This is a genomic window from Achromobacter sp. MUI-25009338 (genome assembly GCF_057359325.1).
This window is the reverse complement of the sequence record NZ_CM170627.1, coordinates 2,091,644-2,116,089: the sequence shown is the minus strand read 5'-3', so window position 1 is coordinate 2,116,089 and position 24,446 is coordinate 2,091,644. Positions and strand designations below refer to the sequence as shown.

At 69.1% G+C, this 24,446-nt stretch carries 23 protein-coding genes and 2 riboswitches; of the genes, 3 read left to right on the top strand and 20 right to left on the bottom strand.

All coding sequences use genetic code 11. The features are described 5' to 3' along the window. Positions 1 to 14: 14 nt before the first annotated feature. The 5 genes from AC1IQ6_RS10070 to AC1IQ6_RS10050 all read right to left on the bottom strand — a co-directional run bounded on the left by AC1IQ6_RS10070 (position 15) and on the right by AC1IQ6_RS10050 (position 3,988). Positions 15 to 671: a methionine ABC transporter permease gene (locus AC1IQ6_RS10070; RefSeq protein ID WP_111824710.1), complete on the bottom strand. Its 657-nt coding sequence runs from the start codon at positions 669 to 671 to the stop codon at positions 15 to 17. Continuing rightward, positions 649 to 1,755, bottom strand: a complete 1,107-nt coding sequence (locus AC1IQ6_RS10065; protein WP_485866253.1) for a methionine ABC transporter ATP-binding protein — start codon at positions 1,753 to 1,755, stop codon at positions 649 to 651. The genes AC1IQ6_RS10070 and AC1IQ6_RS10065 overlap by 23 nt, the downstream gene beginning before the upstream one ends. Before the next feature lie 3 nt (positions 1,756 to 1,758). Then, positions 1,759 to 2,574, bottom strand: coding sequence for a MetQ/NlpA family ABC transporter substrate-binding protein (locus AC1IQ6_RS10060; RefSeq protein WP_102772297.1), 816 nt, complete (start codon positions 2,572 to 2,574; stop codon positions 1,759 to 1,761). 149 nt (positions 2,575 to 2,723) lie between these two features. After that, positions 2,724 to 3,149, bottom strand: coding sequence for a CopD family protein (locus AC1IQ6_RS10055; protein ID WP_485866252.1), 426 nt, complete (start codon positions 3,147 to 3,149; stop codon positions 2,724 to 2,726). 89 nt (positions 3,150 to 3,238) lie between these two features. Next, the gene (locus AC1IQ6_RS10050) at positions 3,239 to 3,988 is read right to left on the bottom strand and encodes a DUF2242 domain-containing protein (RefSeq protein WP_485866251.1); all 750 of its coding nucleotides are present in this window, start codon (positions 3,986 to 3,988) and stop codon (positions 3,239 to 3,241) included. A 205-nt stretch (positions 3,989 to 4,193) separates the two neighbouring features. After that, positions 4,194 to 4,286: riboswitch (glycine riboswitch) on the top strand. A 1-nt stretch (position 4,287) separates the two neighbouring features. Then, a riboswitch (glycine riboswitch) is annotated at positions 4,288 to 4,379 on the top strand. 46 nt (positions 4,380 to 4,425) lie between these two features. Between AC1IQ6_RS10050 and AC1IQ6_RS10045 the strand changes: the two genes are divergently transcribed. Then, positions 4,426 to 5,652, top strand: coding sequence for a D-amino acid dehydrogenase (locus AC1IQ6_RS10045; protein ID WP_102772300.1), 1,227 nt, complete (start codon positions 4,426 to 4,428; stop codon positions 5,650 to 5,652). 12 nt (positions 5,653 to 5,664) lie between these two features. Here AC1IQ6_RS10045 and AC1IQ6_RS10040 read toward each other — a convergent pair whose 3' ends face one another. The 3 genes from AC1IQ6_RS10040 to AC1IQ6_RS10030 form a co-directional block, all read right to left on the bottom strand. Next, on the bottom strand, positions 5,665 to 6,981 hold the full coding sequence (locus AC1IQ6_RS10040; protein WP_102772301.1) for a metal-dependent hydrolase family protein: 1,317 nt from the start codon (positions 6,979 to 6,981) through the stop codon (positions 5,665 to 5,667). A 66-nt stretch (positions 6,982 to 7,047) separates the two neighbouring features. Further along, the gene (locus AC1IQ6_RS10035; RefSeq protein WP_102772302.1) at positions 7,048 to 7,830 is read right to left on the bottom strand and encodes an alpha/beta fold hydrolase; all 783 of its coding nucleotides are present in this window, start codon (positions 7,828 to 7,830) and stop codon (positions 7,048 to 7,050) included. Further along, positions 7,827 to 8,705 carry a fumarylacetoacetate hydrolase family protein gene (locus AC1IQ6_RS10030; protein ID WP_111824705.1) on the bottom strand — a complete coding sequence of 293 codons (879 nt, stop codon included), beginning with the start codon at positions 8,703 to 8,705 and terminating at the stop codon, positions 7,827 to 7,829. Before AC1IQ6_RS10030 ends, AC1IQ6_RS10035 begins: the two co-directional genes overlap by 4 nt. A gap of 261 nt (positions 8,706 to 8,966) precedes the next feature. Here AC1IQ6_RS10030 and AC1IQ6_RS10025 point away from each other — a divergent pair, with 261 nt between their 5' ends. Further along, complete coding sequence (locus AC1IQ6_RS10025; protein WP_102772304.1) at positions 8,967 to 9,821, top strand: helix-turn-helix domain-containing protein; 855 nt, start codon at positions 8,967 to 8,969, stop codon at positions 9,819 to 9,821. A gap of 8 nt (positions 9,822 to 9,829) precedes the next feature. Here the strand turns inward: AC1IQ6_RS10025 and dmpG are convergent, their stop codons facing one another. From dmpG to AC1IQ6_RS10000, 5 genes are all read right to left on the bottom strand, one after another. Then, complete coding sequence (dmpG, locus tag AC1IQ6_RS10020; RefSeq protein ID WP_485866250.1) at positions 9,830 to 10,864, bottom strand: 4-hydroxy-2-oxovalerate aldolase; 1,035 nt, start codon at positions 10,862 to 10,864, stop codon at positions 9,830 to 9,832. 12 nt (positions 10,865 to 10,876) lie between these two features. Continuing rightward, the gene (locus AC1IQ6_RS10015; protein WP_102772306.1) at positions 10,877 to 11,785 is read right to left on the bottom strand and encodes an acetaldehyde dehydrogenase (acetylating); all 909 of its coding nucleotides are present in this window, start codon (positions 11,783 to 11,785) and stop codon (positions 10,877 to 10,879) included. A 43-nt stretch (positions 11,786 to 11,828) separates the two neighbouring features. Continuing rightward, positions 11,829 to 13,112: a TRAP transporter large permease gene (locus tag AC1IQ6_RS10010; protein WP_102772307.1), complete on the bottom strand. Its 1,284-nt coding sequence runs from the start codon at positions 13,110 to 13,112 to the stop codon at positions 11,829 to 11,831. Further along, positions 13,109 to 13,591, bottom strand: a complete 483-nt coding sequence (locus AC1IQ6_RS10005; RefSeq protein ID WP_102772308.1) for a TRAP transporter small permease — start codon at positions 13,589 to 13,591, stop codon at positions 13,109 to 13,111. Before AC1IQ6_RS10005 ends, AC1IQ6_RS10010 begins: the two co-directional genes overlap by 4 nt. A gap of 123 nt (positions 13,592 to 13,714) precedes the next feature. Next, positions 13,715 to 14,737 (bottom strand): TRAP transporter substrate-binding protein, encoded by a 1,023-nt coding sequence (locus tag AC1IQ6_RS10000; protein ID WP_102772309.1) that lies wholly within the window; start codon positions 14,735 to 14,737, stop codon positions 13,715 to 13,717. A gap of 192 nt (positions 14,738 to 14,929) precedes the next feature. On the opposite strand from AC1IQ6_RS10000, the gene AC1IQ6_RS09995 reads away from it, so the two are divergent. After that, the gene (locus AC1IQ6_RS09995) at positions 14,930 to 16,360 is read left to right on the top strand and encodes an FAD-binding oxidoreductase (protein ID WP_485866249.1); all 1,431 of its coding nucleotides are present in this window, start codon (positions 14,930 to 14,932) and stop codon (positions 16,358 to 16,360) included. 184 nt (positions 16,361 to 16,544) lie between these two features. Here AC1IQ6_RS09995 and AC1IQ6_RS09990 read toward each other — a convergent pair whose 3' ends face one another. The 7 genes from AC1IQ6_RS09990 to AC1IQ6_RS09960 all read right to left on the bottom strand — a co-directional run bounded on the left by AC1IQ6_RS09990 (position 16,545) and on the right by AC1IQ6_RS09960 (position 24,423). After that, positions 16,545 to 17,375 (bottom strand): IclR family transcriptional regulator, encoded by an 831-nt coding sequence (locus AC1IQ6_RS09990; RefSeq protein ID WP_246842345.1) that lies wholly within the window; start codon positions 17,373 to 17,375, stop codon positions 16,545 to 16,547. A gap of 95 nt (positions 17,376 to 17,470) precedes the next feature. Then, positions 17,471 to 19,030 (bottom strand): L-aspartate oxidase, encoded by a 1,560-nt coding sequence (nadB, locus tag AC1IQ6_RS09985; RefSeq protein ID WP_485866248.1) that lies wholly within the window; start codon positions 19,028 to 19,030, stop codon positions 17,471 to 17,473. A 22-nt stretch (positions 19,031 to 19,052) separates the two neighbouring features. Further along, a complete protein-coding gene (gene nadA, locus AC1IQ6_RS09980; protein ID WP_485866247.1) occupies positions 19,053 to 20,105 on the bottom strand; it encodes a quinolinate synthase NadA in 1,053 nt (350 codons plus the stop codon). 115 nt (positions 20,106 to 20,220) lie between these two features. Beyond that, complete coding sequence (locus AC1IQ6_RS09975; protein WP_485866246.1) at positions 20,221 to 20,718, bottom strand: transporter suffix domain-containing protein; 498 nt, start codon at positions 20,716 to 20,718, stop codon at positions 20,221 to 20,223. A gap of 13 nt (positions 20,719 to 20,731) precedes the next feature. Then, entirely contained in the window at positions 20,732 to 21,799 is a 1,068-nt protein-coding gene (locus tag AC1IQ6_RS09970; RefSeq protein ID WP_111824698.1) for a DUF2955 domain-containing protein, read from the bottom strand. Continuing rightward, complete coding sequence (locus tag AC1IQ6_RS09965) at positions 21,789 to 22,895, bottom strand: HlyD family secretion protein (protein WP_102772316.1); 1,107 nt, start codon at positions 22,893 to 22,895, stop codon at positions 21,789 to 21,791. The genes AC1IQ6_RS09970 and AC1IQ6_RS09965 overlap by 11 nt, the downstream gene beginning before the upstream one ends. Beyond that, positions 22,888 to 24,423: an efflux transporter outer membrane subunit gene (locus AC1IQ6_RS09960; RefSeq protein WP_485866245.1), complete on the bottom strand. Its 1,536-nt coding sequence runs from the start codon at positions 24,421 to 24,423 to the stop codon at positions 22,888 to 22,890. The genes AC1IQ6_RS09965 and AC1IQ6_RS09960 overlap by 8 nt, the downstream gene beginning before the upstream one ends. Positions 24,424 to 24,446 lie beyond the last annotated feature (23 nt).

Below are 24,446 nucleotides of genomic sequence, written 5' to 3'. Positions count from 1 at the left end.
TCCTTGTTCGGATATCAGCGTTTGTGGTCGGCGCGGCGCGCCAGCCATTCGCCGGTGAATTGCACGATGGACACCAGCGCGATCAGGATCACGATCACCTCGAACATCACGCGGGTCTCGTAGCGTTCGTAGCCGTAGCGGATCGCCAGGTCGCCCAGGCCGCCGGCGCCCACCGCGCCGGCCATGGCCGAGGCATTGATCATGGCGATGACGCTTACCGTCATGCCGCCGACGATGCCGGGCAGCGCTTCGGGCAGCAGCACGTGGCGCACGATGTGCCAGCGCCGGCAGCCCATGGCGCGCGCGGCTTCCACCAGGCCGTGGTCCACCTCGTTGAGGCTGACCTGCGCGATGCGCGCGAAGAACGGCACCAGGTTGGCCGACAGCGGCACGATGGCGGCCCAGGTTCCCAGGGTGGTGCCCACCAGCATGCGCGTGAACGGCAGCATGGCCACCAGCAGGATGATGAAGGGAATGGCCCTGAAGGTATTCACCACGATGGACAGCGCCTTGTTCAGGCGCGGCAGCGGATAGAGATTGCCCGGCGCGGTGACCGTCAGGACCAGCGCCAGCGCCAGCCCGCAGACGATGGCGATGGCCGCCGCCACGCCCACCATGGTCAGGGTCTGCAGAAACGCCTGCAGGTATTTATCGAACATCGGCAGCGACATAGCCCAGCACCTTTATCTGATCGGCCACCAGCGCGGCGCGCGCGGCCTCTTCCCGTAGTGCGCCCGCCGGCACCGACACCAGCAGGCTGCCTTGCGCGTGACCGCGCAGGCGGTCCAGCCCGCCATGCAGCAGCGTCGCGCCCGGCCCCAGGGCGGCCAGCGCCTGCAGCGAAACGCCGCCCGGCCGCCCCTGCCCCGTGAAGCGCAGGCTCAGCACCGCCACGCCGTCGCGGCCCTGCAGGTCGGGCACCAGCCTGGCCTCCAGGTCGGCCGGCAATCCATGTTGCAGGGGCCGCAGCAAGGCGCGCGTGGCCTCGGCCTGGGGATTGCCGAAGACACGCCAGACCTCGCCGTGCTCGACCTTGCGCCCGCCGTCGAGCACCAGCACCTTGTGGCAGATCTCGCGGATCACCGCCATGTCGTGCGTGATCAGCACCACCGTCAGGCCCAGCTTGCGGTTGATGTCGCGCAGCAGGGTCAGGATGGACTGCGTGGTCTCGGGGTCCAGCGCCGAGGTGGCCTCGTCGCACAGCAGGATCTCGGGCTCGTGCACCAGCGCCCGGGCGATGCCGACGCGCTGCTTCTGGCCGCCGGACAGCCTGGCCGGATAGACGTCGGCCTTGTCGCCCAGCCCCACCAGCTCCAGCAGCGCGGCGACGCGGGCCCGCGCGGCCGCCGGCTTCACGCCGGCCACGCGCAGCGGCAGGGCCACGTTCTCGGCCACCGTCTTGGCCGACAGCAGATTGAAGTGCTGGAAAATCATGCCGATGCGCCGGCGCAGCGTCACCAGGGCATTCTCGTCCAGCCCGCCCGCGTCCACGCCATCGATCAGCACGCGTCCGGCGCTGGGCCGCTCCAGCATATTGATGGAGCGCAGCAGCGTGGACTTGCCGGCGCCGCTGCGCCCGATGATGCCGAACACCGTGCCGCGGGCAATCGAGAACGACACGTCGGACAGCGCCGCAACCGCGCCGCGCGCGCCCTCGTAGCGCTTTTGCAGCCCTTCGAACACGATGTGCTCGTCGCCCGCCGGCAGCGGCGGCGCGGCCGCCGGCTGGGCAATGGAAAACTCATGTTGCATCATGGCTCAGAACACCGGAATCACGGAGCCTTCGAACTTGCTGAGGATGAACTGGCGCACCTCTTCCGAGTGGTAGGCCTTGACCAGCTCGGGCACCCACGGCGCGTTCCTGTCCTGTTCGCGGACCGCGATGATGTTCACATAGGGATTGTTTTCCTTCTTCTCGACCGCGATGCCGTCGCGCGTGGCGATCAGGCCGGCCTGGTAGGCGAAGCTGTTGACGATGGCGGCGGCGTCCACGTCGGGCAGCGAGCGCGCCAGCACCACCGAGGCGCTCTCCACGAACTGGAGCTTCCTGGGGTTGGCGGTCACGTCGGCCAGGGTGGCCGTGCCGGTGGCCGGGTCGAAGCCGTTCCTGAGCGTGATCAGGCCCTGGTCGCGCAGCACCACCAGCGCGCGCGTCTGGTTGCTGGGATCGTTGGGTATGCCCACGCGCGCGCCTTCCGGCAGGTCCTTCAGCGACTTGTACTTGCGGGAATAGAACGCGATGGGCGAAATCAGCGTGTTGGCCACCGGCACCAGCTTGTAGCCGCGCTGGCGGATCTGGTCGTTCAGAAAGGGAATGTGCTGGAAGGCGTTGGCCTCCAGGTCGCCGTTGTTCAGGGCCTCGTTGGGGCTGGCGGTGCCGGTGATGACCACCGGCTCCACGGCCAGACCGTTCTTCCTGGCGACCTGGGCCACCACTTCCCAGATCTGTTCGTCGACGCCGCCGCGCACGCCGACCTTCAGGGGTTTGGCGTCGGCCGAAAAGGCCGGGCCGTGGAACATCGCCGCCGAGGCCAGCACCACGCCAAGCAGCTTCTTGAAAATACGGGGAGTCATTTTGGAATCGCCTCTCAGGCTAAACGGTTATGAGAGAAACGATTCTAGGGACGGGCACGCCCGGCGCGAACGAAGACTTCGTTCGGTGCTTATGGCCGGGGCGTTTGGTTATGGCCGCGCGGCATATGCGCGCGGCGCGCCGACGGCGTTCAGAACGGCTTGACGATCACCAGCGCGACGATCGCGGAAGCCGCGACCACGGTGAACGGCGCGTACCAATCGATCAGCGGCGGACGCTGCGCGCCGCCGCCGGCCATGCGGCGCAAGGCCTTGCTCTGGACGCCCAGCAGCGCCGACAGCGCCAGCGCGATGGCGATCTTCACCCAGATCCAGTTCATGACGAACCAGCCGAAGGTCACGGCCAGGTGCAGGCCGACCAGCCAGGCCAGCACCATGGCCGGCGTGGTCACGTACAGGGTCCAGCGGCGCAGCGCGCCGAGCATCCTGCTTTCTTTCGGGGCTTGGCCGCCTTCCTGGGGCTGCGAGGACAGCAGGAACAGCGACACGAACAGCGAGCCGCCCAGCCAGGCGACCACGGCCGCCACGTGGAGCATTTTCAGGAGTTGGTATGTCATGGCCGGCATTATCGCCGCAGGCGCGCGCCGCGGCGAACCGGCTTGCAACGGCAATTTGCGCTACGGCAAAGCGGCGGCCCGGCGCGGCCTTACTTGGCGGCGTCGGCGCCTGCCGGCGGCGGGCTGCCCGCCGGCGCCGCCTTGCTGTCCGCGGGCGCGGCCTTGCCATTGGCGGCCGGCGTATCGCTGGCGGCCGCCGGGTTCAAGGTGTCGGCCGGCGCGTCCGGCGACACCGCGGGGTCGGCCGGCGCCGGCTTGGGCGGCGTCTTGCCGCGTCCGGCCGGCGCCGGTTGCGGCGCCGAAGCGGCCTGCGCGTCCGGCAGAAAGCGCTGCAACAGCTGGAAAAATCCGTCGTAGAACTTGGGCCGCGCCACCGTCTGGCTGGCGGTCTTGACCAGCGAATCGTCGCTGGCGCCGAACGGCATGGACACCTGGCCCAGTACGCTCACGCCCACGCTGGCCGAATTGGCGGTGCGCTTGATCGAATAGCGGTCCTGCACCGCGGTGGCGAACACCGTCGAGCGCTCGTTCGACGCGCCATCGGCGGCGCATTCGATATTGAAGCTGATCTGCGTATGCTGGCCGTCCTCGGCCTGGAAATTCTTGTGCCCGGTCACGCGCGCCGACTCGAAGCGGTCGATCAGGTAGCCCTGGCTCAGCAAGGCGCGCCGGCCCGCGTCGCAGGCGGCCGCGCTGCTGGCCGCGACGCTGCGCGAGTAGGTGTCGTTCTGGGTGAAGTCCTCCTTCTCATACGCGGGCTTGGGGGAGGAGCATCCGGCCACGGCGCCCGTCAGGGCGGCGAGCAGGATCAGGGACGAACGGCGGGTGATACGAGGCATGTATGGGCGTCCGCGAGCCGGCGGCTTGCGGCAGTGTGATGCGTGAACGTCGGTTATAGCGCATCCCCCCGCCTCAAGCCTTTACCAGGAATGAACAGTTCAACAGAGAGGTAACAGGCGATATAACAGGGACAAAACGAACGGCTACTGGGACTAACCCCTGGTCCCACGCCGCCGGATTTTGGCTATTCTGCCCGCGTCGATCCAAAACCCCGCAGAAGAGACCTGCCCGCCGCGGCAGGCGCCGACGGAGCAACCGCCCCGGAAACTCTCAGGCAACCAGGACTGCGCGGTCTAGACAATCTGGAGAGCGGCGCCGCGCGCGCCCACCGAAGGGGAACCCGCCGCCATCCGCGCGGCGCGTGAAACTCTCAGGTACCAAGACAGATGGGGTGCTGCGGCCGGGTGGCCGCGGCCACCCTACCCTTGGAGCGACCATGCCCCGCATCGCCATCATCGGCGCCGGCATCACCGGCGTCACGTCCGCCCATGCCCTGAACAAGCTGGGATTCGACGTCACCGTCTACGACCGCCAGCGCTACCCCGCCATGGAGACTTCCTACGCCAACGGCGGCCAGCTGTCGGCCAGCAACGCCGAGGTCTGGAACAGCGTGTCCACCATCATGAAAGGCCTGCGCTGGCTGGGCCGCCACGACGCCCCGCTGCTGCTCAATCCGCGTCCGGGCTGGCACAAGTATTCCTGGCTGGCCCAGTTCATCGGGCAGATCCGCAACTATCGCCAGAACACCATCGAGACCACCCGCCTGGCCATCGAGGCGCGCCAGCACCTTTACGCCATGGCCGAAGAAGAAGGCATCGATTTCGACCTGGAGCGCCGCGGCATCCTGCATATCTACCACGACGCGGCCAGCTTCGACACCGCGCGCCGCGCCAACGCGCTGCTGCGGCAAGGCGGGCTGGAGCGCTACGAGGTGACCGCGGAAGAAGCGCGCCGCATCGAGCCGGCCCTGCAGACCGCCTGCCACGCCGGCTTCTACACGCCGTCGGACGCCACCGGCGACATCCACAAGTTCACCAGCGGCCTGGCCCGCGCCTGCCAGCGCCGCGGCGTGCGGTTCGTGCAGGACGCCGACATCACCGCCATCGCGCACGAGGGCGGCGCCTACCGTCTGGACCTGGCGGCAGGCGCGCTGCCGGCCCGGCAGGAATCGGCCGACGCCGTGGTGATCTGCGCCGGCGCGGCCAGCCGCCAGTTCGCGCGGCAGCTCGGAGACTCGCTCAACATCTATCCGGTCAAGGGCTATTCGATCAGCGTGCACCTGGACGACGAGGCCAGCCGCGCCGCCGCGCCCTGCGTGAGCCTGCTGGACGAGGCCGCCAAGATCGTCACCAGCCGCCTGGGCGACCGCTTCCGCGTGGCCGGCACGGCGGAATTCAACGGTTTCAACCTGGACATCCGCGCCGAACGCGTGCAGCCGCTGGTGGACTGGACCCGCCGCCACTTCCCCGGCGTGCGCACCGCGCGCGTGGTGCCGTGGTGCGGGCTGCGCCCGATGACGCCGAACATGATGCCCAGGGTCGGCCCCGGCAAGCGGCCGGGGGTGTTCTACAACACCGGCCACGGCCACCTGGGATGGACGCTGTCGGCCGCGACCGCCCAGATGCTGGCGGCCAGCGTCCAGGCGGGCATGGGCCGGGCCTGAGCCCTGCGGCGCTCAATGCGCCGCGACCGCTTCCCTGCTGTCCTGCTCGACGGCGCGCGGCGGCGCGCCTTCCGCGCCCGGCGGGCAGGCGTTCTTGCAGATCCGCCCGTCCTTCATCACCAGGCTGATGCGGTCCGGGTCGATCAGCAGCGACAGGTCCTCCAGCGGATTGCCGTCGACCATGACCACGTCCGCCAGATAGCCGGGACGCAGCATGCCCAGCTCGTGCGGCCGCTGCATGATCTCCCCGCCCAGCCGGGTGGCCGACACCAGCGCCTCGGTGGGCGTCATGCCGACATAATCCACGAAATACTGGAGATCGGAGGCGTTGGTTCCGTGCGGCATCCAGGCGAAGCCGTAGTCTCCGCCAGGCAGGATGCGTATGCCGCGCCGGTGCATCTTGCGCAGCGATTCGGCGGCGATCTCCAGTTCGCGCTTGTAGCCCATCTGCTCGGCGGCGGCGGGCGTGATGCCGTAGTCGGAAGCATGGAAGGCGGTGCGAACCAGCCAGCCGATGCCCGGCGCCACGAAGTGCCTGTCCTTGTTGGCTTCCAGCATGTCGAGCGCCTCTTCGTCGGCGAAGCTGGCGTGATAGATCATCTCGATGCCGTGCCGCACGCATTGCTTGACCGATTCGCTCGAACGCGCGTGCGCCGCCACGCGCTTGCCGAAACGCTTGGCCTCGGCCGCCAGCATGGCGATCTCCTCTTCCGAGAATGGCGACATTTCGGCCGGCAGCCCGGCGATGTACTCGCCCGACAGATTGATCTTCAGGTGGTCGACGCCGTACTTGATGAAGGTGCGCGCCGACCGCCGGATCTCTTCGGGGCCGCTGCAGACGCTGCCGAAGCTGAGTTCATCGAAAGGCATGTGCGGCAGCGTGTTGTCGCCCAGCGCGCCGATCGTGGTGATCTCCTGGCTGCCCGCCAGGTAGCGGGGGCCGGGGCATTCCCCCGCGTCGATCGCGTTGCGCAACACCACGTCCAGGCGCGGCTTGGCGGCCGCCGCGCCGACGGCCGAGGTCCAGCCCATCTCCAGATAGCGCTTGGCCACGCGCACGCACCAGAGTATGTGTTCCTCCGGCGGCATGAACTGGATGGCGGCGAGCGAGGGCTGGTCGTTCCACGAGAAATGCGTGTGCGCCTCGGTCATCCCGGGCATCAGGAAGCGGCCGCGGCCGTCGATGACGCGCGCGCCATCGCGGCTCACCTGCCGCGGCGCGCGCGCGACCTCGGCGATGCGCGCGCCGTCGATCAGCACCTCGCCCTTGAACACGGCTTCGCCGGTGCCATCGAAGATGGCGACATTGGTAATGGCAATTCTGGACATGACAAGTCTCCTCCGGCCCGCGCCGCGGGCCGGCTTTCTTATGTTGAAACGCCAGGAAAAGAGCGGCTAACGCTGCGCCGCGTAGAACTCCCGCAGGGCCTGCACGCAGGCCTGGGGCTGTTCATAGGTCGTCCAGTGTCCGCAATCGCCGAACACCACGTAACGGCTTGCCGCGATGCGGCCGGCCAGCGCCTCGACGTTGGCCGGCGGCGCCACGCCGTCCTGGTCGCCGGTCACCAGCAGCGCCGGCACGTCCAGCGATTCCACGGCGGCGGGCTGCGCGCCGGCCAGCGCCTCGCAGCTTTGCGCATAGCCTTCCGGCGGCTGGCGCATCACGCTTTCGCGCACCAGCGCCAGCACCGCGGGCTGATCCTGCCTGGTCCGGGCGCTGGTCGCGCCCTTGACGATGGCGTCCGCGATCTCCTGCATGGCCGCGTCGCCGCCGCGCGCCAGCTCGGCGCGCGCGCGGATGCCGGCGCGTCCGGCGTCGGGCGGCGCGGCCAGCGGCCCGAACAGGGCCAGCGACCTGACCCGGCCGGGGTGCGCCACGGCGAAATGCTGGGCCACGATGGTGCCCAGGGAATGCGCGGCGATGTGCAGCGTATCGATCTTCAGTTCCGCCAGCATGCCGGCCAGCGCGTCCACGTAGGTCTGGATGGACAAGGGCTGCGAACCCAGCGGCGAGCGCGCGCTGCCCGGCAGGTCCGGACGGATGACGCGCAAGCCCTCGAACGCGCCCATCACCGGCGTCCAGGTGTTGGAAGAGCCGCCCAGGCCGTGTATGCACAACAGCGCCGGCCCCTCGCCGTCGATTTCCACCGCCAGACCGTTGACGTAGTTCGTGCTCATGCTTGCTCCTCGACAAACGTGTTCTCGATGACGCCCAGACCCTCGACCTCCACGCGCACCACGTCGCCGGCGGCCAGATAGCGCGGCGGCTGCATGCCCATGCCCACGCCCGCGGGCGTGCCCGTCGCGATCACGTCGCCGGGATACAGCGTGATGCCGCGCGAAATCGTTTCGATCAGGAACGGAATGTCGAAGATCATGTTCTCCGTGGGTCCGTCCTGGCGCAGCTCGCCGTTGACCCAGCAGCGCACGCGCGTGCGCGTGCCGTCGAACTCGTCGGCGGTGGCGATCCACGGCCCCATGGGACAGAACGTGTCGAACGATTTCCCCATGTCCCACTGCTGGTGGCGCATCTGCACGTCGCGGGCGGTGACGTCGTTGACGACCGTATAGCCGAACACGTGCTCCAGCGCCCGGGCGCGCGGGATGTTCTTGCCGCCCTTGCCGATCACGACCGCCAGCTCGGCCTCGTAGTCGATCTGCGACGAGACGCCGGCCGGCAGCAGCACGTCGTCGCGCGGCCCCACCACGCACTCGGGCACCTTGGTGAAGACGATGGGCCAGGACTCGGGATTCGCGTCGTTGTCCTTGAAGACCGAGGCCGACAGCTCCTTGGCGTGGGCGTGGTAGTTGCGTCCCACGCACCACAGGTTGCGGCGCGGCCTGGGCAGCGGGGCCAGCAGCCTCGCCTCGGCCAGCGGCAGCGCCGCCCCCGTTGCGGGCAGTTCGCGGCCCGCGGCCAGCAGGTCGATCACGGCCTGGGCGCCCAGGCGCTTGCGTTCCGCGTCGAACGCCAGGGGCGCCACCGTCGCGCCATCGGCGGACACCAGTCCCACTTCCTGGCTGCCGTTCAATATAAAGCTAGCAATGCGCACTACCGTCTCCTTCTTCTACCTGAACAGTCCCGCGGCGGGCCCGTGGCGCGCCGGCAGGTTCGGAGGACTTTATAGGCGCCGGCCGCGGCGCGCTTATCGCCGGGTGCGCGGACTTATCGCAGAGTCAGATCTTGTGCTAGGTGAATACACCTACGCCGGATTCGCGCGCAAACGCCCATAAAATTCCCGCAGGCGCCGCCGCCGCGCAACGGACTCGCCCAGCTGGCTCGCAAGGCGAGGACGAAAAGACAGGAGACGGAGATGCAGGAGACTTATGCCTTGCACGAAGGCGCGTTCGGCCGCGCCGTCGTGCTGGAACTGCGCGATGACCTGATCGCGCACGCGCACGCCGAAGTGCAGCTCGCCCTGTGGCTGGGCGGCTCGCGGGCGCAAGGCCGCGTCGGCCAGACCGTGGTGCCCTACAGCGAAAACCTGGCGCTGGGCGCCAACCCCTACGAGTCGCACGACGCGCGGCTGCTCGAACGTTCGGGCCCGGCGATTTTCCTGGTCCTCTACATCGCCAAGCCCTGGCTGGACGAACGGCGCGCCGCCACCGGCCGCCCGTTCCATTTCGACGCGCCCGGCGTGCCCATCGACGCCGCCGTGCGGCAGAGCTGCTGGCGCCTGCTGGACAAGATCGTCGCGCCGCACCAGCACCCGGGCGCCGATATCGACGCCGAGGTCGAAGCCCTGCTGCTGGCCGCGATCGAATCGTCGGCCGGGCCGGACCGGGCGCCGCGTCCGGTCTCGCCGGCGCCCGCGCTGGACCGCCGGCTGCGCGCGGCCATCGCCTATATGCGCCAGCACGTCCACGAGCCGATGGCCGTGGAGGACGTCGCCAGCCGCGTCGGACTGTCGCGCGGGCACTTCTTCGCGCTGTTCCGCGACCAGCTCAACACCACGCCCCAGGTGTTCTGGAGCGCGGTGCGCGTGGAGGAAGCCGTGCGCCTGCTGGCGCACCAGAAGCAGCCCCTGACCTCGGTGGCGTTGGATCTGGGTTTCTCGACGCCCGGCAATTTTTCGCGCTTTTTCCGCGAGCACATGGGCGTGTCGCCGTCGCGCTTCCGGCGCGCGGCGACCGGGCCGGCGCAGCATCTGCTGACCGGCGTCGACTGAAGCCGCGCTCAGGCGGCCGCGGCCTGCCTCTGGCGCAGCAGCGACAGCGCCGTGTCCTCGATCATGTCCTCCTGGCCGCCGATCATGCCGCGCCGGCCCATTTCGACCAGGATCTCGCGCGCGGGCACGCCGTACTTCTGCTCGGCGCGCTTGGCGAACAGCAGGAACGAGCCGTACACGCCGGCATAGCCCAGCGTGAGCGCGTCGCGGTCGATGCGGATCGGGAAGTCCATGATGGGCACCACGCGGTCTTCGGCCACGTCCTGGATCTTGAACACGTCCACGCCGGTCTCCACGCCCATGAGGTCCAGCACCGACACCAGCACTTCCAGCGGCGTGTTGCCGGCGCCCGCGCCCAGGCCCGCGGCGGCCGCGTCGATGCGTACCGCGCCGGCCTCGATCGCGGCGATGCTGTTGGCCACGCCCATCGCAAGATTGTGGTGGCCGTGAAAGCCCAGCTCCGTCTCGGGGTGCAGCGCGGCGCGCACCGCCTCGATCCTGGCCTTGACGGTATGGGGCAGCAGATGGCCGGCCGAGTCGGTGATGTAGATGCAGTTGGCGCCGTAGCCTTCCATCAGCCTGGCCTGCCGCACCAGTCCCTCGGGGCTGTTCATGTGGCTCATCATCAGGAAGCCCACCGTGTCCATGCCCAGCTTGCGCGCCTCGCCGATGTGCTGCTCCGAGGTATCGGCCTCGGTGCAGTGCGTGGCCACGCGCAGCGTGTGCACGCCCAGCGCGTGGGCGCGGCGCAGGTCGTCGACCGTGCCGATGCCCGGCAGCAGCAGCGCCGACACCTTGGCCTGCTTCATCTGCGGCACCACCGCCGCGAGGTATTCCTCGTCGGTGTGCAGCGGGAAGCCGTAGTTGACCGACGCGCCGCCCAGGCCGTCGCCGTGCGTGACCTCCAGCATCGGCACGCCGGCCTCGTCCAGGCCGCGGGCGATGGACACCATCTGCTCCAGCGTGATCTGGTGGCGCTTGGGATGCATGCCGTCGCGCAGCGTCATGTCATGCAGTACGACTTTCTTGCCTTTCAGTTCCATGTTCCTGATCTCCTAGTTTGCGGCCGGGACGGCGGCGTCGGCCAGCATCTGTTCGGCGAACATTTCGGCGCTGCGCACCGCCGCCGCGGTCATGATGTCCAGGTTGCCCGAGTACTTGGGCAGGTAGTCGCCCAGGCCCTCGACCTCCAGGTAGACCGACACGCGCCTGCCGTCGAACACCGGCCCGTTGACCAGCCGGTAGCCCGGCACGTACTTCTGCACCTCGGCGATCATGGCGTGTACCGACTCGCGAATTCTGTCCTGGTCGGGCTCGGTCTCGGTCAGGCAATGGACCGTGTCGCGCATGATGAGCGGCGGCTCGGCCGGATTGAGGATGATGATGGCCTTGCCCTTTTTGGCGCCGCCGATGCGTTCCACGGCGCCGGCCGTGGTGCGGGTGAATTCGTCGATGTTCTTGCGGGTGCCGGGGCCGGCCGAGCGCGACGACACGGTGGCCACGATCTCGCCGTATTCCACCGGCTGCACGCGCGAGACGGCGTAGACCATGGGAATGGTGGCCTGGCCGCCGCAGGTGACCATGTTGACGTTGTTGTGCCCGCCGCCCAGCAGGTCCTTGAGGTTGACCGGCGGCACGCAGTACGGGCCGATGGCGGCCGGCGTCAGGTCGATGACCTTGACGCCGCGCGCGGTGAGCTTGTCCGAGTTCTCTTTGTGCACATAGGCGCTGGTGGCGTCGAAAGCGAAGTCGATGCCGTTCTCTTCCAGGTGCGGCAGCAGGCCGTCGACCCCGTCCGAGGTGACGCGCAGGCCCATTTCCCGCGCGCGCTTGAGCCCGTCGGATTGCGGGTCTATGCCCACCATCCAGACCGGCTCCAGCACCGGGCTGCGCTGGAGCTTGGCCAGCAGGTCGGTGCCGATGTTGCCCGAGCCGATGATGGCGGCCCGCAGTTTGCGTGACATGGTTTACTCCTTGATGATTGAACGAAAGAACCGCCGCGCCGCCTCAATTGCCCATCAGGCCGAGCGGCGCCAGGGACAGCCCGGGCACGTAGGTGATCGCCAGCAGGGTAGCGATCATGGCCACGATGAAGGCAATGGAGCCGGCCGCCGCCTTCTCCAGCGCAACGCCGCCGATGCGCGCGCCGACGAACAGGTTCACGCCCACCGGCGGGGTGACCATGCCGATCGCCAGGTTGACGATGATCACGATGCCGAAGTGCACCGGGTCCACGCCCACCGCCGTGACCACCGGCAGCAGAATCGGCGTCAGGATGATGATGGCGGCGATGGTCTCCATGAACATGCCCACGAACAGCAGCAGCGCGTTGATCAGCAACAGGATGACGATGGGGTTGTCGGTCAGGTGCACGATGTAGTCGGCGATCACGAACGGGATGCGCTCGATCGCCAGCACCCGGCCGAAGATGGTCGCGGTGCCGACGATGACGATCACGGTGGCCGAGGTCAGCGCCGATCCGGCGATCACCTGGTACAGCCCCTTGAAGCTCAATTCCTTGTGCACGAAGGCGCCCACCACGAAGCCGTACAGCACGCCCACGGCGGCGGCCTCGGTCGGCGTGAACACGCCGCCGTAGATGCCGCCCAGGATGATCACCGGCGCCAGCAGCGCCCACTTGGCGTCCCATACCGCGGCCGCGATCTCGGCGCCGCTGTAGCGCCGCTCCGAACCGCGGTAGCCGTGCTTGCGCGCGCTGAGGTAGGCCACCACGATCAGCGCCACGCCGATCAGCAGGCCGGGAATGATGCCGGCCAGGAACATCTTGGTGATCGACACGTTGGCCGACACCGCATAGATGATCATCGGGATGCTGGGCGGGATGATGATGCCGATGCTGCCGGCCGCGGCGATCAGGCCGACCGAATAGCCCTTGTCGTAGCCCTGCTGGGCCATGGCCGGCAGCATGATGCCGCCGATCGCGGCCACCGTGGCCGGCCCCGAGCCGGAGATCGCGGCGAAGAACATGCAGGTGACGATGGCGATGATGGCCAGCCCGCCCGTATAGCGCCCGAACAGCACGTTGCCCACGTTGAGCAGGCGGCGCGACAGCCCGCCCTGCCCCATCAGGTCGCCGGCCAGGATGAAGAACGGCACCGCCATGAGCGGGAAGGAATCGATGGAGGTCACCAGCCCCTGGGCGATGTAGCTGCTGCTGACCTTGCCGCTGTAGATCAGCGCGACGGCCGAGGCCAGGCCCAGCGAGATGGCGATGGGGACGCTCAGTATCAGGAGCGCCAGGAAGCTGCCGAACAGCAATAGCGAAATCATGCGCGGCCTCCGTGGCGCAGCGCGCCCAGTTCAACGAAGATGCTTTGCACCAGCCGGAAGATCACCAGCGCGAAGCCGACGGTGGGCGCCAGGTAGATGACGCCCATCGGCAGGCCCAGCGAGGACGAGGTCTGGCCGAACTTGAAGATCTTGAGCGTCAGCGCGTAGCCTTCCTTGACCACCATCGCCGCGAACACGATGAAGAGCGCGTGCGACAGGATCACGAAGCCCGCCTTCAGCCTGCCGGGCAGGCGCGACACCGCCGCCTCCACGCAGATGTGCGCATTGCGCTTGACGGCGTAGCTCACGCCCAGATAGGTGGCCCAGATGAAGCAATAGCGCGCCAGTTCCTCCGACCACGCCAGGGAGCTGTCCATGACGTAGCGCATGAACACCTGGGCGCAGATCAGCAGCGACATGGCCGCCAGGAGGAACACCGTGAGCACTTCTTCCAGGTGCTTGTCTAGAAATTTCCACATGATTGCGTCGTTCCGAAGACGGCCGGCGCGCGGCCGGCCGCGCCGCCGCGATGCGCGGCGGCGGCTTGGAGGCGCGCTTTGCGCGCGCGTTGGAAGGGTTCCGGCGCCCGGCGCCGGCCGGGCTCAGCCGCCGGTCTTGCCGGTTTCGGCCACGATGCGGTCGACGATGTCGCCGCCGACCTTCTTCTTCACCATCTCCTGGATGGGACCCATGCGGCTGGAGAACGCCGCCAGCTCTTCGGGCGTGAGGCTGGTGAAGGTGACCGTGGGCATGGCGGCCTCGGCCTTCTCATCGGCCTTTTGCGCCAGTTCGCGCTGGTAGGCGGTGGTGTCCTTGACGGCTTGCAGGAACGCCTTCTTGTCGGCGTCGCTGAAGCGCTCGTAGACCTCGGGATTGATCAACAGCGGCCATGGCGAATACACGTGGTTGGTCTTGGTGATGTACTTCTGCACTTCGTTGAACTTCATGTCGTAGAAGAGGTTGATCGGCCCCTCCTGCGCGTCGAACGTGCCCTGCTGCAGCGCCGTGAACAGTTCGCCGAAGGCCAGCGGCGCGGGGTTGGCGCCCTCGGCCTTCCAGGCCGCGATGTGCACCTCGTTCTCCATGGTGCGCATCTTCATGCCTTCCAGGTCGGCCGGCGACTTGATCACCTTCTTGCTGTTGGTCAGCTGGCGAAAGCCGTTTTCCCAGTAGGCCACGCCCTTGATGCCGACCTTGTCCAGGCTGGCCAGCAGGCCCTGCCCGATATCGCCGTCCAGCACCCGATAGACGCTGGCCCGGTCCTTGAACAGGAACGGGATATCCAGCGCGAAGAATTCCTTGTTGAAGTTGCCCAGCACCGCCGAGGACACGAAGGTCATGTCCACGTTGCCCAGCTGGATGCTTTCCACCAGTTCGCGTTCGCTGCCGAGCTGCGAATTGGGAAAGATCTCCATCGTGATGCGCCCGTCGGTCTTGGCCGCGAGTTCCTTGGCCAGGTGTTCCAGGGCCTGGTGGCCGGTGTTGCTGGTGGAGGCGGCGTGGCCCGCCTTGAGCACGATTTTTTCGGCCGCCTGCGCCCGGCCCGCAAGGCCGGCCGCGCACAGGGTCGTCGCCGCGGCGATGGCCGCAAGCCGGAACAGCTTCGTGGTGATGAGATTCGTCATTGGTTTGTCTCCAACGCTGCGCCGCTCCCGTGGGAGGCGGCATGTTCTTGTTCGGGTGAATCGGGCTGGGAATGCCGTAGGCGCATTCTAGATTGATGCTAGAATTTTTTCAAATAATGATAGATGCTCTCAACATATGAGAATAAAGGCCGGACACTCCGGCCATTCCACAACCGAAAGAGGAGTCCCTGCATGAACATTGCGGCATCGGAAACAGCGTCCGCACCCTGGAACCCTGAAAGCATGCTGGCCGCGCTGCGCGCCGACGCCGGCATCGGCGAAGTGCTGGCGGGCGCCGACATCGAGGCCCGGTTCCTGAACGACTGGAGCGGCGAGGAAGGCGGCAGGCCGCTGGCCCTGGTGCGTCCGCGCGACACCGCCGAGGTTGCGCGCGTGCTGGCGCTGTGCCACGCGGGACGCTGCCCGGTGGTGCCGCAAGGCGGGCTGACCGGCCTGGCCGGCGGCGCCACGCCGATCGAAGGCTGCGTGCTCGTCTCGCTGGAACGCATGTCCGGCGTGGTCGAACTGGACCCCGCCTCCGCCACCATGACCGTGCTGGCCGGCACGCCGCTGCAGGCCGTGCAGGAAGCCGCGCAGGCCGCCGGCTTTCTGTTCGCGCTGGACCTGGGCGCGCGGGGCTCCTGCCAGATCGGCGGCAACATCGCCACCAATGCCGGCGGCAACCGGGTGATCCGCTACGGCATGGCGCGCGACCTGGTGCTGGGGCTGGAAGCCGTGCTGCCCGACGGCACCGTGCTGTCCATGATGAACAAGATGGTCAAGAACAATGCCGGCCCCGACCTGAAGCATCTGTTCATCGGCACCGAGGGCACGCTGGGCATCGTCACCCAGGCCGTGCTGCGCCTGCATCCGGGCGTCTCGGGCGCCAATACCGCGCTGGTGGCCGCGCCCGATTTCGGCTCGGCCATCAAGCTGCTGCGCCATGCGCAGCACCGCCTGGGCGGCCGGGTCAGCGCGTTCGAGGTGATGTGGCAGGACTACTATGCCGCGGCCACCACCGCCGGCGGCATCGCCGCGCCGCTGCCGGCCACGTATCCGCTGTACGTGCTGCTGGATCTGCAGGCGGCCGCGCCCGAAGAGGACGCGGCGCGCTTCGAGGCGGTGCTGGAGCACGCGCTGGCCGAAGGCTGGATCGCCGACGCCGCCATCGCCCAGTCCCACGCGCAGGCCCAGGCCTTCTGGGAGCTGCGCGACGCCATCTCCGAGATGCTGCGCACTTTCGCGCCCACCATCAACTTCGACGTATCCGTGCCCATCTCGCGCATCGAGGAATGCGTGGCCCGGATGCGCCAGGCGCTGGCGCGCGATTTCCCCGACGTGCGCGCGATCTACTTCGGCCACGTGGGCGACGGCAATGTGCATATCGTGGTGGGGCCGCTGCCGGCCGACGGCCGCAAGACCGAAGCGCGCATCGAGGCCGCGTTTTACGACATCGTGCGCAGCCTGTCGGGATCGGTCTCGGCCGAGCACGGCATCGGGCTGCACAAGCGGCCGTGGCTGCACTACAGCCGCAATCCGGCGGAGCTGTCGTTGATCGCGGCGATGAAGCGGGCGCTGGACCCGCACGGGATCATGAATCCGGGGAAGATTCTGGCGGTTTGATAATGGGGCGGTTGGCGGCGGCTGATGGGTTTCGCGCGTTCGGCATTCGGGTTTTTCTTCAAAGAATCTCGCGCTACACCCATCCTACGGCCTGGGCATCGTAGGATGGGTGTAGCGCGAGATTCCGTAAGCAAGAACTCAAATGCCGAACGCGCGAAACCCATCACCCCGCAAAACCCACCGCCTACCCCTGGCTGCTGCCCAGCTCCGCGCTGATCCTGCGGGCCGTCTCGCATACCACCGGCGCCAGCGCCTTCATGCGCTTTTCATCCATGTATTCGAGCGTGCTGGACACGCTGATCGCGGCGACGGTCTTGCGGCTGCCGTCGCGGATCGGCGCGGCCACGCAACGGATGGACGGCTCGTCCTCGCCGGTGTCGTAGGCGTAGCCGGCCTGCGCGTAGCCGCGCATCAGCTTGATCCACGCGGACTTGGACACAGGCAGGCGCAGCAGATGGCGCTGCTGTTCGTAGATGGCTTCCCACTCTTGCTCGCCCGCGTCCAGCAGCAGCGCCTTGCCCACGCCGGTGGAGATCAGCGGCTTGCTGCCGCCGATGCGCGAACTGATCTCGATGGCGCGGCGGCTGGATATCTTGTCCAGGTAGATCACCAGGCCGTGGTCCACGGTGGCCAGGTGCACGGTGTCGGAGGTCTTGTCGGCCAGGGCCTGCAGCATGGGGCGCGCGATGCGCGTCAGCTCCACTTCGGAATACGCGTGAAAGCCGAGCTCCAGCAGCTTGCGGCCCAGCCGGTAGCCGCGCTGCGGGTCGCGCTTGAGGTAGTTGCGCCGCGCCAGCGCCAGCACGATGCGATGCACCGTGCTGTAGGTCATGCCGGTGTGCTGCGCGATTTCCCCCAGGTCGCCGATGCCGGCGGCGACCGATTCGATGATGTCCAGGCCGCGGATCAGCGTCTGGCTGGAACCCGGTTCCGGGCGCGCGGCCTGGTCGTCCGACTTGGCCGCGGACTTGGCCGCTGACTTGGCCGTGCTGGAGGAGGTCTTTGCTTGCTTCACCTGTTTCACCCTGACGCGGCATGCCATGCCCGCCGCGCATCCCGTTCGGCCAAGACGCCCTTGCTCGACGATGAGCGGGCTTGGCCGCCGGTATTCTACGGTATTGCAAGCGCCGCGGCGCAGTGCGCGTCGGCGGTTTCGGCCGGCGGGCGATCGCGGTTGAAGTGCGCGCCCCGGCTCTCGGCGCGGGCGCGCGCCGCGGCCACGATGAGGTCGGCCACCAGCGCCAGATTGCGCAGCTCCAGCATTTCCAGGCTGGCGCCCTCGCGCTCGAAGCGCGCCTGCATTTCGGCGCGCAGCGCGCCGGTGGTTGCGGCTGCGCGCCGCAGGCCCGCATCGCTGCGCACCACGCCCACGTCGCGGCTCATCACTGCGCGCAGCTCGTGCCGCAGCCGCGCCAGGTCCGCGGCCGGCGGCGCGACTGCCGCCGCGTCGCCGGCCAGTTCCAGTCCGCCCGCCGGGCCGGACGCCGCGCCATGCCGCAGGATGTCCCGCGCCGCCGCCCTGCCCGTCACCACGCACTCCAGCAAGGAATTGCTGGCCAGCCGGTTGGCCCCGTGCAGCCCGGTGCAGGCGGCCTCGCCGACCGCGTACAGCCCCGGCAGATCGCTGCGGCCGGACACGTCGGCGACCACGCCGCCGCAGGTGTAGTGCGCGGCCGGCGCGACGGGAATCGGCACGGCGGCCATGTCGATGCCCAGCGCCAGGCAGCGCGCGTGGATGGTGGGAAAGTGCGCGCGCAGGAATTCCGCGGGCTGGTGGCTGATGTCCAGCTGCACGCAGTCCAGCCCGCGGCCGGACATCTCCGCCTGGATGGCGCGCGCCACGATGTCGCGCGGCGCCAGTTCGGCGCGCGGGTCGTGCGCCGGCATGAAGCGCTCGCCGCCGGGCAGGCGCAGCAGGCCGCCCTCGCCGCGCACCGCCTCGGAAATCAGGAAACCGTCGGCCTGCGGATGATGCAGGCCGGTGGGATGGAACTGCGTGAACTCCAGATTGGCGACGCGGCAGCCGGCGCGCCACGCCATGGCGATGCCGTCGCCGGTGGCGGCCGGCGGCGCCGTGGTCGTCCGATAGACCTGGCCCGCGCCGCCGCTGGCCAGCACCACGTGCGCGGCGGCGGCGTCGAACACCCGCGCGCCGCGCAGATCCAGCAGGCGCACGCCGCGGCACGCCGCCGGCGCGCCCGACAGCAGCAGGTCCACGGCGCAATGCCGCTCCAGCAGCGTGATGCCCGGCCTCGCGCGCGCCCGCGCGCCCAGCGCGGCCACGATGGCGCGGCCGGTGGCGTCGGCCGCGTGCGCGATGCGGCGCTGGCCGTGCCCGCCTTCGCGCGTCAGGTGCAGGCCGCCGGAATCGGCGCTGAACGCCACGCCTTGTTCGCGCAGCCAGTCGATGGCGCCGCAGGCCTGCCCGATGATGGCGCGGGCCGCGGACGCATCGCACAGCCCCGCGCCCGCCACGAGCGTGTCGCGCACGTGCGCCTGCACGCTGTCGCCGGCGGCCAGCGGCGCGGCGATGCCGCCCTGCGCGCGGTTGCTGGCGCTGTCGGCCAGCCCGCCCTTGGACACCAGCGCGACCCGCCGGCGCGGGGCCAGCTCCAACGCCGCGGCCAGGCCGGCCAACCCGCTGCCGATGATGATGACGTCGAATTCCATGCGCCTGTTCTCCGGTTAGAAATCAGGCCGGACCGACGCGCGCGTACAGCGCGCCGTCGCGGGCCAGGTCGCCGCTGGCCTGCACGCGGCGCTTGCGCCGTTCGGCGAAATCCAGCATGCGGTCGATGGGCCGCTTGGCGCGCAGGCCCAGCGCCGGGTCCAGCAGGATTTCATTGCGTCCGTGTTCCAGCGCGTCGGCCAGGCTGGACAGCGCGTTCATGGCCATCCAGGGACAGTGCGCGCAGCTCTTGCAGGTGGCGCTGTCGCCCGCGGTCGGCGCGGCCAGGAAAGTCTTGCCCGGCGCCTGCGCGCGCATCTTGTGCAGGATGCCCTGGTCGGTCGCCACGATCAGGGTGTCCGTATCCAGCCGGCGGGCGGCGTCGATCAGCTGCGTGGTGGAGCCGACCACGTCGGCCTGCGCCAGCACCGGCTCGGGCGACTCGGGGTGGGCCAGCACCCGGGCCTGCGGATGTTCGGCCCGCATCAGTTCCAGCTCCACGCCCTTGAACTCGTCGTGCACCACGCAGGCGCCCTGCCACAACAGCATGTCGGCGCCGGTCTGGCGCTGGACGTAGGCGCCCAGGTGGCGGTCGGGCGCCCACAGGATCTTCTCGCCGCGCGCGTGCAGCGCGGCGATCAGGTCCAGCGCGATGGACGAGGTCACGACCCAGTCCGCCCTCGCCTTCACCGCGGCGCTGGTGTTGGCGTAGACCACCACGGTCCGGTCGGGATGGGCGTCGCACCACGCGGCGAAGTCCGCGGCCGGGCAGCCCAGGTCCAGCGAGCAGGTGGCTTCCAGGTCCGGCATCAGGACGCGCTTGTCCGGGCTCAGGATCTTGGCGGTCTCGCCCATGAAGCGCACGCCCGCCACCGCCAGCGTGCGCGCCGGATGGTCGCGCCCGAAGCGCGCCATTTCCAGCGAATCGCCGACGCAGCCGCCGGTCTGTTCGGCCAGTTCCTGCAGGGCCGCGTCCACGTAGTAATGGGCCACCAGCACCGCGCCTTCGCGCGCCAGCAGCGTGCGCACGCGGTCGGCGGCGGCGGGCAGGTCGAATTCGTTGGACCGGGCATTCATGGGCGTCTCCGTCACAATATACTCATTTTGAGTATTTATGGATCAAAAAAAGGGCACGATTTATGCTAGTGTTGAGCATAAATCGTGTCAACCCGTTTTTGCCCGGATGCGGGGGCTACGCCGTCCTCACGAACAGCGCCCGCAGCTTGCTCCAGAAGTCCCCGCCCAGCACGAAAAAGCTGGCGATCAGCATCACGTCGCCCAGCACCTGCAGCTGCCACATATTGGGCCTGAGGCCGGGCCACAGCTGATCCACGTAGGGCTCCAGCATCGAGGTCAGGATGGGAATCAGGAACATCGCCAGGCCGATAGCATGGCGCACCGGACCCACCTTCTGCACCGGCGCGAGCCGTTTGGCATGCCCGAAGACGATGGCCTTGAGCTGCTGGAATCCCTCCTTGCCCATCACGGCCACGCAGGTCAGCAGCAGCACCTTGTTGGCGATGAAGATGGTGCCGGTCAACGCGGCGATGCGCGAGCCCGGCACGTCGAGGGCGGCGGCGATCGGGATGAGGAACCAGAGCGCGAAGGCCAGGATGAAAAGCGCGATTCCGCACTTGAAGCGCCACCCCGCCCTGGGAGCGGCTTGAGACGTGTTTTCCAGCGATGACATGGCTGACTCCTCTTCAGGTGTCTGAATAAGCCGGGACTGACGGCCCCGGCGGACGTGGCGCGCGGCGGCGCGGTTCGAACAGCCGCAGCATCAGGCAGGCGTACAGCGTGACGGCGATGAACAGGCCCATGCGCACGGCGAAGGCGGTGTAGACGTCCTTGCCCGCGACGCTGTCCTGCACCGACTGGCCGAGCAGGATGACCAGCGTCACCAGCGTGTTGAGCCAGAAGCTCGGCGGATGCCGCGTGGGACTGAGCCGGTACAGCTTGCGCGCGGCCAGCAGGCCGAACAGCAGCATCCACAGAAAGAACATCCAGAGGCTGACGCACAGGCTCAGCGCGCACCAGAACAGCACGGCCAGCAGCCCGCCCAGCAGCGTGGAGCCGAGCAGTTCGCGCGCCGCGCCGTGCGCCGCCGTGACGCAGGCCTGCCGCCCCAGGCTGACCGACTTCAGGATGATGGGCATGTAGCCCAGCGGATCGGTCAGCGCCAGCAGGAAGGCGGGCATCACGACCAGCGTGGCGCGCAAGGCCATCCGGGCGGCCTGGTCCGGCGGCAGGACCGGCGCGGCCGGCGGCTTGGGCGCCAGCGCCGGCTCGCGGAACAGCCAGTGACAACAGCCCAGCACGGCGACGGCCGCGAGCAGGCCCTTGGCCAGCGCTTCGACCGCCAGCGCCGCCAGCCGGAAATCGATGGTGCCGGCCGCGGCGATGATGGTCAGCCCGATGATCAGGAACATCGTGAGCACGCCGTTGGCCCCGCGCATGCCGGCGCGAAACGCCAGGAACAGACAGAGGCCGATGAGCAGCACGCCGGCCAGCGGGTAATAGCGCAGCAGCGGGCTGAGCAGCAGCCCGGTGGCCGTGGCCAGCCCGACCGCCGCCACCAGCCCCAGCCCGGCCCGGGCCGACAAGGGCTGGTTCATGCCGGCCAGCAGGAACACGCCCAGCACCGGCGCGACCATCGGTATGGGCAGGTCCAGGCCGAAGCCGATCGCCACGCACAGCGCGACGCCCACGCCCAGGCGCAGGGCGCGCACGCCGCGCGGATCGCGGCCGTCGGCAATGGCGTCAGTAGGCATAGGAAAGCCAGCTCATCAGGCGCAGATAGGCGCGGCCCAGCAGGTTGAGCGGATTGCCGGAGCTGGGAAACGCCATCACTTCGGCCTGTCCGCCCACGCGCACGTCGCGCAGTTCGGGCAGGTCGTCCCGGTCGAACTCGACGATGACCGGAAAGCGCTGCGCCGGGCGCAGCCAGTCGCGGCTGTTCTGCACCGTCGGCAGGCCGCCCGGCGGCGTGCCCGGGCCGACGTTGACGCCATAGCCCACGCTGCGCACCCGGCCGTCGAAGATGCGGCCGGGACGCGCGTCCAGCACGATGCCCACCGGCGTGCCCGGCTCGATATGGCCGAGGTTGTTCTCGGTCATCTCCGCGCTGATCCAGACGTCATGGATCGGGATCAGCGTCATGACCGCCTTGCCGGCGGCGGCGAACTGGCCGACGTCGGTGCGCAGGTCGGTGATCAATCCGGGCGAACTGGCGCGCACCCGCGTGTTGGCCAGGTCCAGCTCGGCCTTCTGCACGGCGGCCGCGGCGCTGCGCAGCCTGGCGTTGTCCTCGTCGCTGCCGCCCTCCTGCTCGCGCGCCCGCTGCACTTCGGCGCGCGCCGCCGCGACCTGGCTGACGGCCTGCTCCAGGCTGGCGCGGGCGATCTCCAGCCGGCGCAGCGAGACCGTGCCGCGGTCCTCGCGGTACAGGCGTTCGAGCCGGCCGCTGTCCTGGCGCGCCTTCAGTTCGTTGGCCTGCGCGGCCCGCAGCGAGGCCTGGGCCGAATCGATGCCGGCGGTGCTGGCGCCGATCTGCCTGCGCATGGATTCCAGGTCCGCGCGGGCGCGCTCCAGCGCGATGCGGTACTGCTCCGGGTCCACGTCGAACAGCGCGGCCCCGGCCTGCACGTCCTGGTTGTTGCGCACGTAAACCTTGGTCACGCGTCCCGACACTTCCGGCGCCACCGCGATGACGAAGGCCTCCACCCTCGCCTGCTGCGTATACGGGGTATAGCGGTCGGCCAGCAGATACCAGGCCAGGCTCAGCACGATGAGCAGCGCGACCCAGCCCACGCCCTTGCGGGCAGGGTCGGACGGCGCAGGCGCGGCGGCGGGCTGCGGTTCATTCATCGGCTTTCCCCTTCTTCGCGAGCGGCGCGGCCTGCGGTTCGGCCAGCAGGTCGCCCCAGTCGGTGCGCCGCTCCATCTGTTGCCGGGTGGCCGCGTCCAGCACCGGCTCACCGGTGTGCCAGCCGCCGCCCAGGGCCTTGTACAAGGCGATCAGGTCGCCCACCGCGCCGCCGCGGTTGACCACGTAGGCGTCCTGCTGCGAGGCCACGGCGCGCTGCGCGTCCAGCACGCGCTGGAAGTCGGTATAGCCCTCGCGATAGAGCGCGTTGGCCAGCGCCAGCGAACGCTCGGCGGCCTGCGCCGACTGCTGCAGGATGCGGTCGCGCTCCACGGCCTTGATCAGGCCGCTGGCGGCGTCGTCGGCCTCGCGCGCGGCCTCGCGCACCTCGTCCTGGTAGGCGACGATCAGCTGCTGCAGGCGCGCGTCCTGGACGCGCACGTTGTTCTGCAGCCGGCCGTGGTCGAACACGTTCCAGCTCAGGCTGGGTCCGGCCAGCAGGGCCGCGCCGCCGCCGGTTCCGGCCAGCGAAGTGGCGGTCCAGGCGATGCTGCCCAGCAGGGTCAGCGAGGGATAGAGGTCCGCCTCGGCCACGCCGATCTGGGCCGACTGCGCGGCGATGCGCAATTCCGCGGCGCGCACGTCGGGCCGGCGCAGCAGCAGGTTGGCGGGCACGTCCTGCAGCACCGCGCGGTCGACCAGCGGGACGACCGCCTCTTTCTCGGCCAGTTGCGGGATGGGGCCGGGCGGGCGGCCGATGAGGACGGCCAGCGCGTTGCGCGCGCGCATGATCTGGCTTTCGAACTGGGGAATGGTGCCCAGCGTGCTCAGGTACTGGGTCTTGGCCTGCTGCAGGTCCAGCTCGTCGGTCTCGCCGCTGGCGTACAGGCGCTGCGTGATCTCGTAGCTGCGCTTCTGGATGGCGGCGTTGCCGCGGGCGATGCGCAGCCGCGCCTCGGCGGTGCGCAGCGTGTAGTAGCTGTCGGCCACCTGGGCATGCAGCAGCACCAGCACGTCCTCGCGGTTGGCCTGGGCCTCGAAATACGCCGCGTCGGCCGACTCGATGGCGCGACTGAAACGCCCCCAGAAATCCAGCTCCCAGCCGATATCGAATCCCGCGCTGTACTGCCAGAAGCTGCTGGGCTGCGGCGTGCCCAGGGCCGAGCGCGAGGCGCGATGCGTGTACAGGGCGTCCGCGCCCACCACCTGGACCTGGGGATAGAGCCCGCTGCGGGCGATGCCGAGCTGGGCGCGGGCCTCCATGATGCGCAGGCCGGCAATGCGCAGCCCGCCGTTGCCGGCGTCGGCCTGGCCGATCAGGTATTCGAGGACGGGATCGTCGAAGATGCGCCACCACTGGCGCGCGTCGGGCTCGACCCCGGCGCGGGTGGCCTGCTGCAGCGCCGGCGTGTCCCAGCCGTCGGCCCAGGACGCGTGCTGGGGCTGGAAGTCCGGCCCGAGTTTCATGCAGCCGCCCAGGCAGAACACGCCCATCAGCAGCAGCCGATTCGTACAAGTCCGCAGCGACATCGATGGATATCGGATCGATCAGA

Coding starts and splice junctions, on each gene's coding strand:
- AC1IQ6_RS09970 (WP_111824698.1), bottom strand. CDS start 21,799: ATGCCTACTGACGCCATTGCCGACGGCCGCGATCCGCGCGGCGTGCGC.
- AC1IQ6_RS09965 (WP_102772316.1), bottom strand. CDS start 22,895: ATGAATGAACCGCAGCCCGCCGCCGCGCCTGCGCCGTCCGACCCTGCC.
- nadA (WP_485866247.1), bottom strand. CDS start 20,105: ATGAATGCCCGGTCCAACGAATTCGACCTGCCCGCCGCCGCCGACCGC.
- AC1IQ6_RS09975 (WP_485866246.1), bottom strand. CDS start 20,718: ATGTCATCGCTGGAAAACACGTCTCAAGCCGCTCCCAGGGCGGGGTGG.
- AC1IQ6_RS10005 (WP_102772308.1), bottom strand. CDS start 13,591: ATGTGGAAATTTCTAGACAAGCACCTGGAAGAAGTGCTCACGGTGTTC.
- AC1IQ6_RS10050 (WP_485866251.1), bottom strand. CDS start 3,988: ATGCCTCGTATCACCCGCCGTTCGTCCCTGATCCTGCTCGCCGCCCTG.
- AC1IQ6_RS09995 (WP_485866249.1), top strand. CDS start 14,930: ATGAACATTGCGGCATCGGAAACAGCGTCCGCACCCTGGAACCCTGAA.
- AC1IQ6_RS10060 (WP_102772297.1), bottom strand. CDS start 2,574: ATGACTCCCCGTATTTTCAAGAAGCTGCTTGGCGTGGTGCTGGCCTCG.
- AC1IQ6_RS10000 (WP_102772309.1), bottom strand. CDS start 14,737: ATGACGAATCTCATCACCACGAAGCTGTTCCGGCTTGCGGCCATCGCC.
- AC1IQ6_RS10045 (WP_102772300.1), top strand. CDS start 4,426: ATGCCCCGCATCGCCATCATCGGCGCCGGCATCACCGGCGTCACGTCC.
- AC1IQ6_RS10065 (WP_485866253.1), bottom strand. CDS start 1,755: ATGATGCAACATGAGTTTTCCATTGCCCAGCCGGCGGCCGCGCCGCCG.
- dmpG (WP_485866250.1), bottom strand. CDS start 10,864: ATGGAACTGAAAGGCAAGAAAGTCGTACTGCATGACATGACGCTGCGC.
- AC1IQ6_RS10070 (WP_111824710.1), bottom strand. CDS start 671: ATGTCGCTGCCGATGTTCGATAAATACCTGCAGGCGTTTCTGCAGACC.
- AC1IQ6_RS10055 (WP_485866252.1), bottom strand. CDS start 3,149: ATGACATACCAACTCCTGAAAATGCTCCACGTGGCGGCCGTGGTCGCC.
- AC1IQ6_RS10010 (WP_102772307.1), bottom strand. CDS start 13,112: ATGATTTCGCTATTGCTGTTCGGCAGCTTCCTGGCGCTCCTGATACTG.
- AC1IQ6_RS09960 (WP_485866245.1), bottom strand. CDS start 24,423: ATGTCGCTGCGGACTTGTACGAATCGGCTGCTGCTGATGGGCGTGTTC.
- AC1IQ6_RS10040 (WP_102772301.1), bottom strand. CDS start 6,981: ATGTCCAGAATTGCCATTACCAATGTCGCCATCTTCGATGGCACCGGC.
- AC1IQ6_RS10035 (WP_102772302.1), bottom strand. CDS start 7,830: ATGAGCACGAACTACGTCAACGGTCTGGCGGTGGAAATCGACGGCGAG.
- AC1IQ6_RS10025 (WP_102772304.1), top strand. CDS start 8,967: ATGCAGGAGACTTATGCCTTGCACGAAGGCGCGTTCGGCCGCGCCGTC.
- AC1IQ6_RS10015 (WP_102772306.1), bottom strand. CDS start 11,785: ATGTCACGCAAACTGCGGGCCGCCATCATCGGCTCGGGCAACATCGGC.
- nadB (WP_485866248.1), bottom strand. CDS start 19,030: ATGGAATTCGACGTCATCATCATCGGCAGCGGGTTGGCCGGCCTGGCC.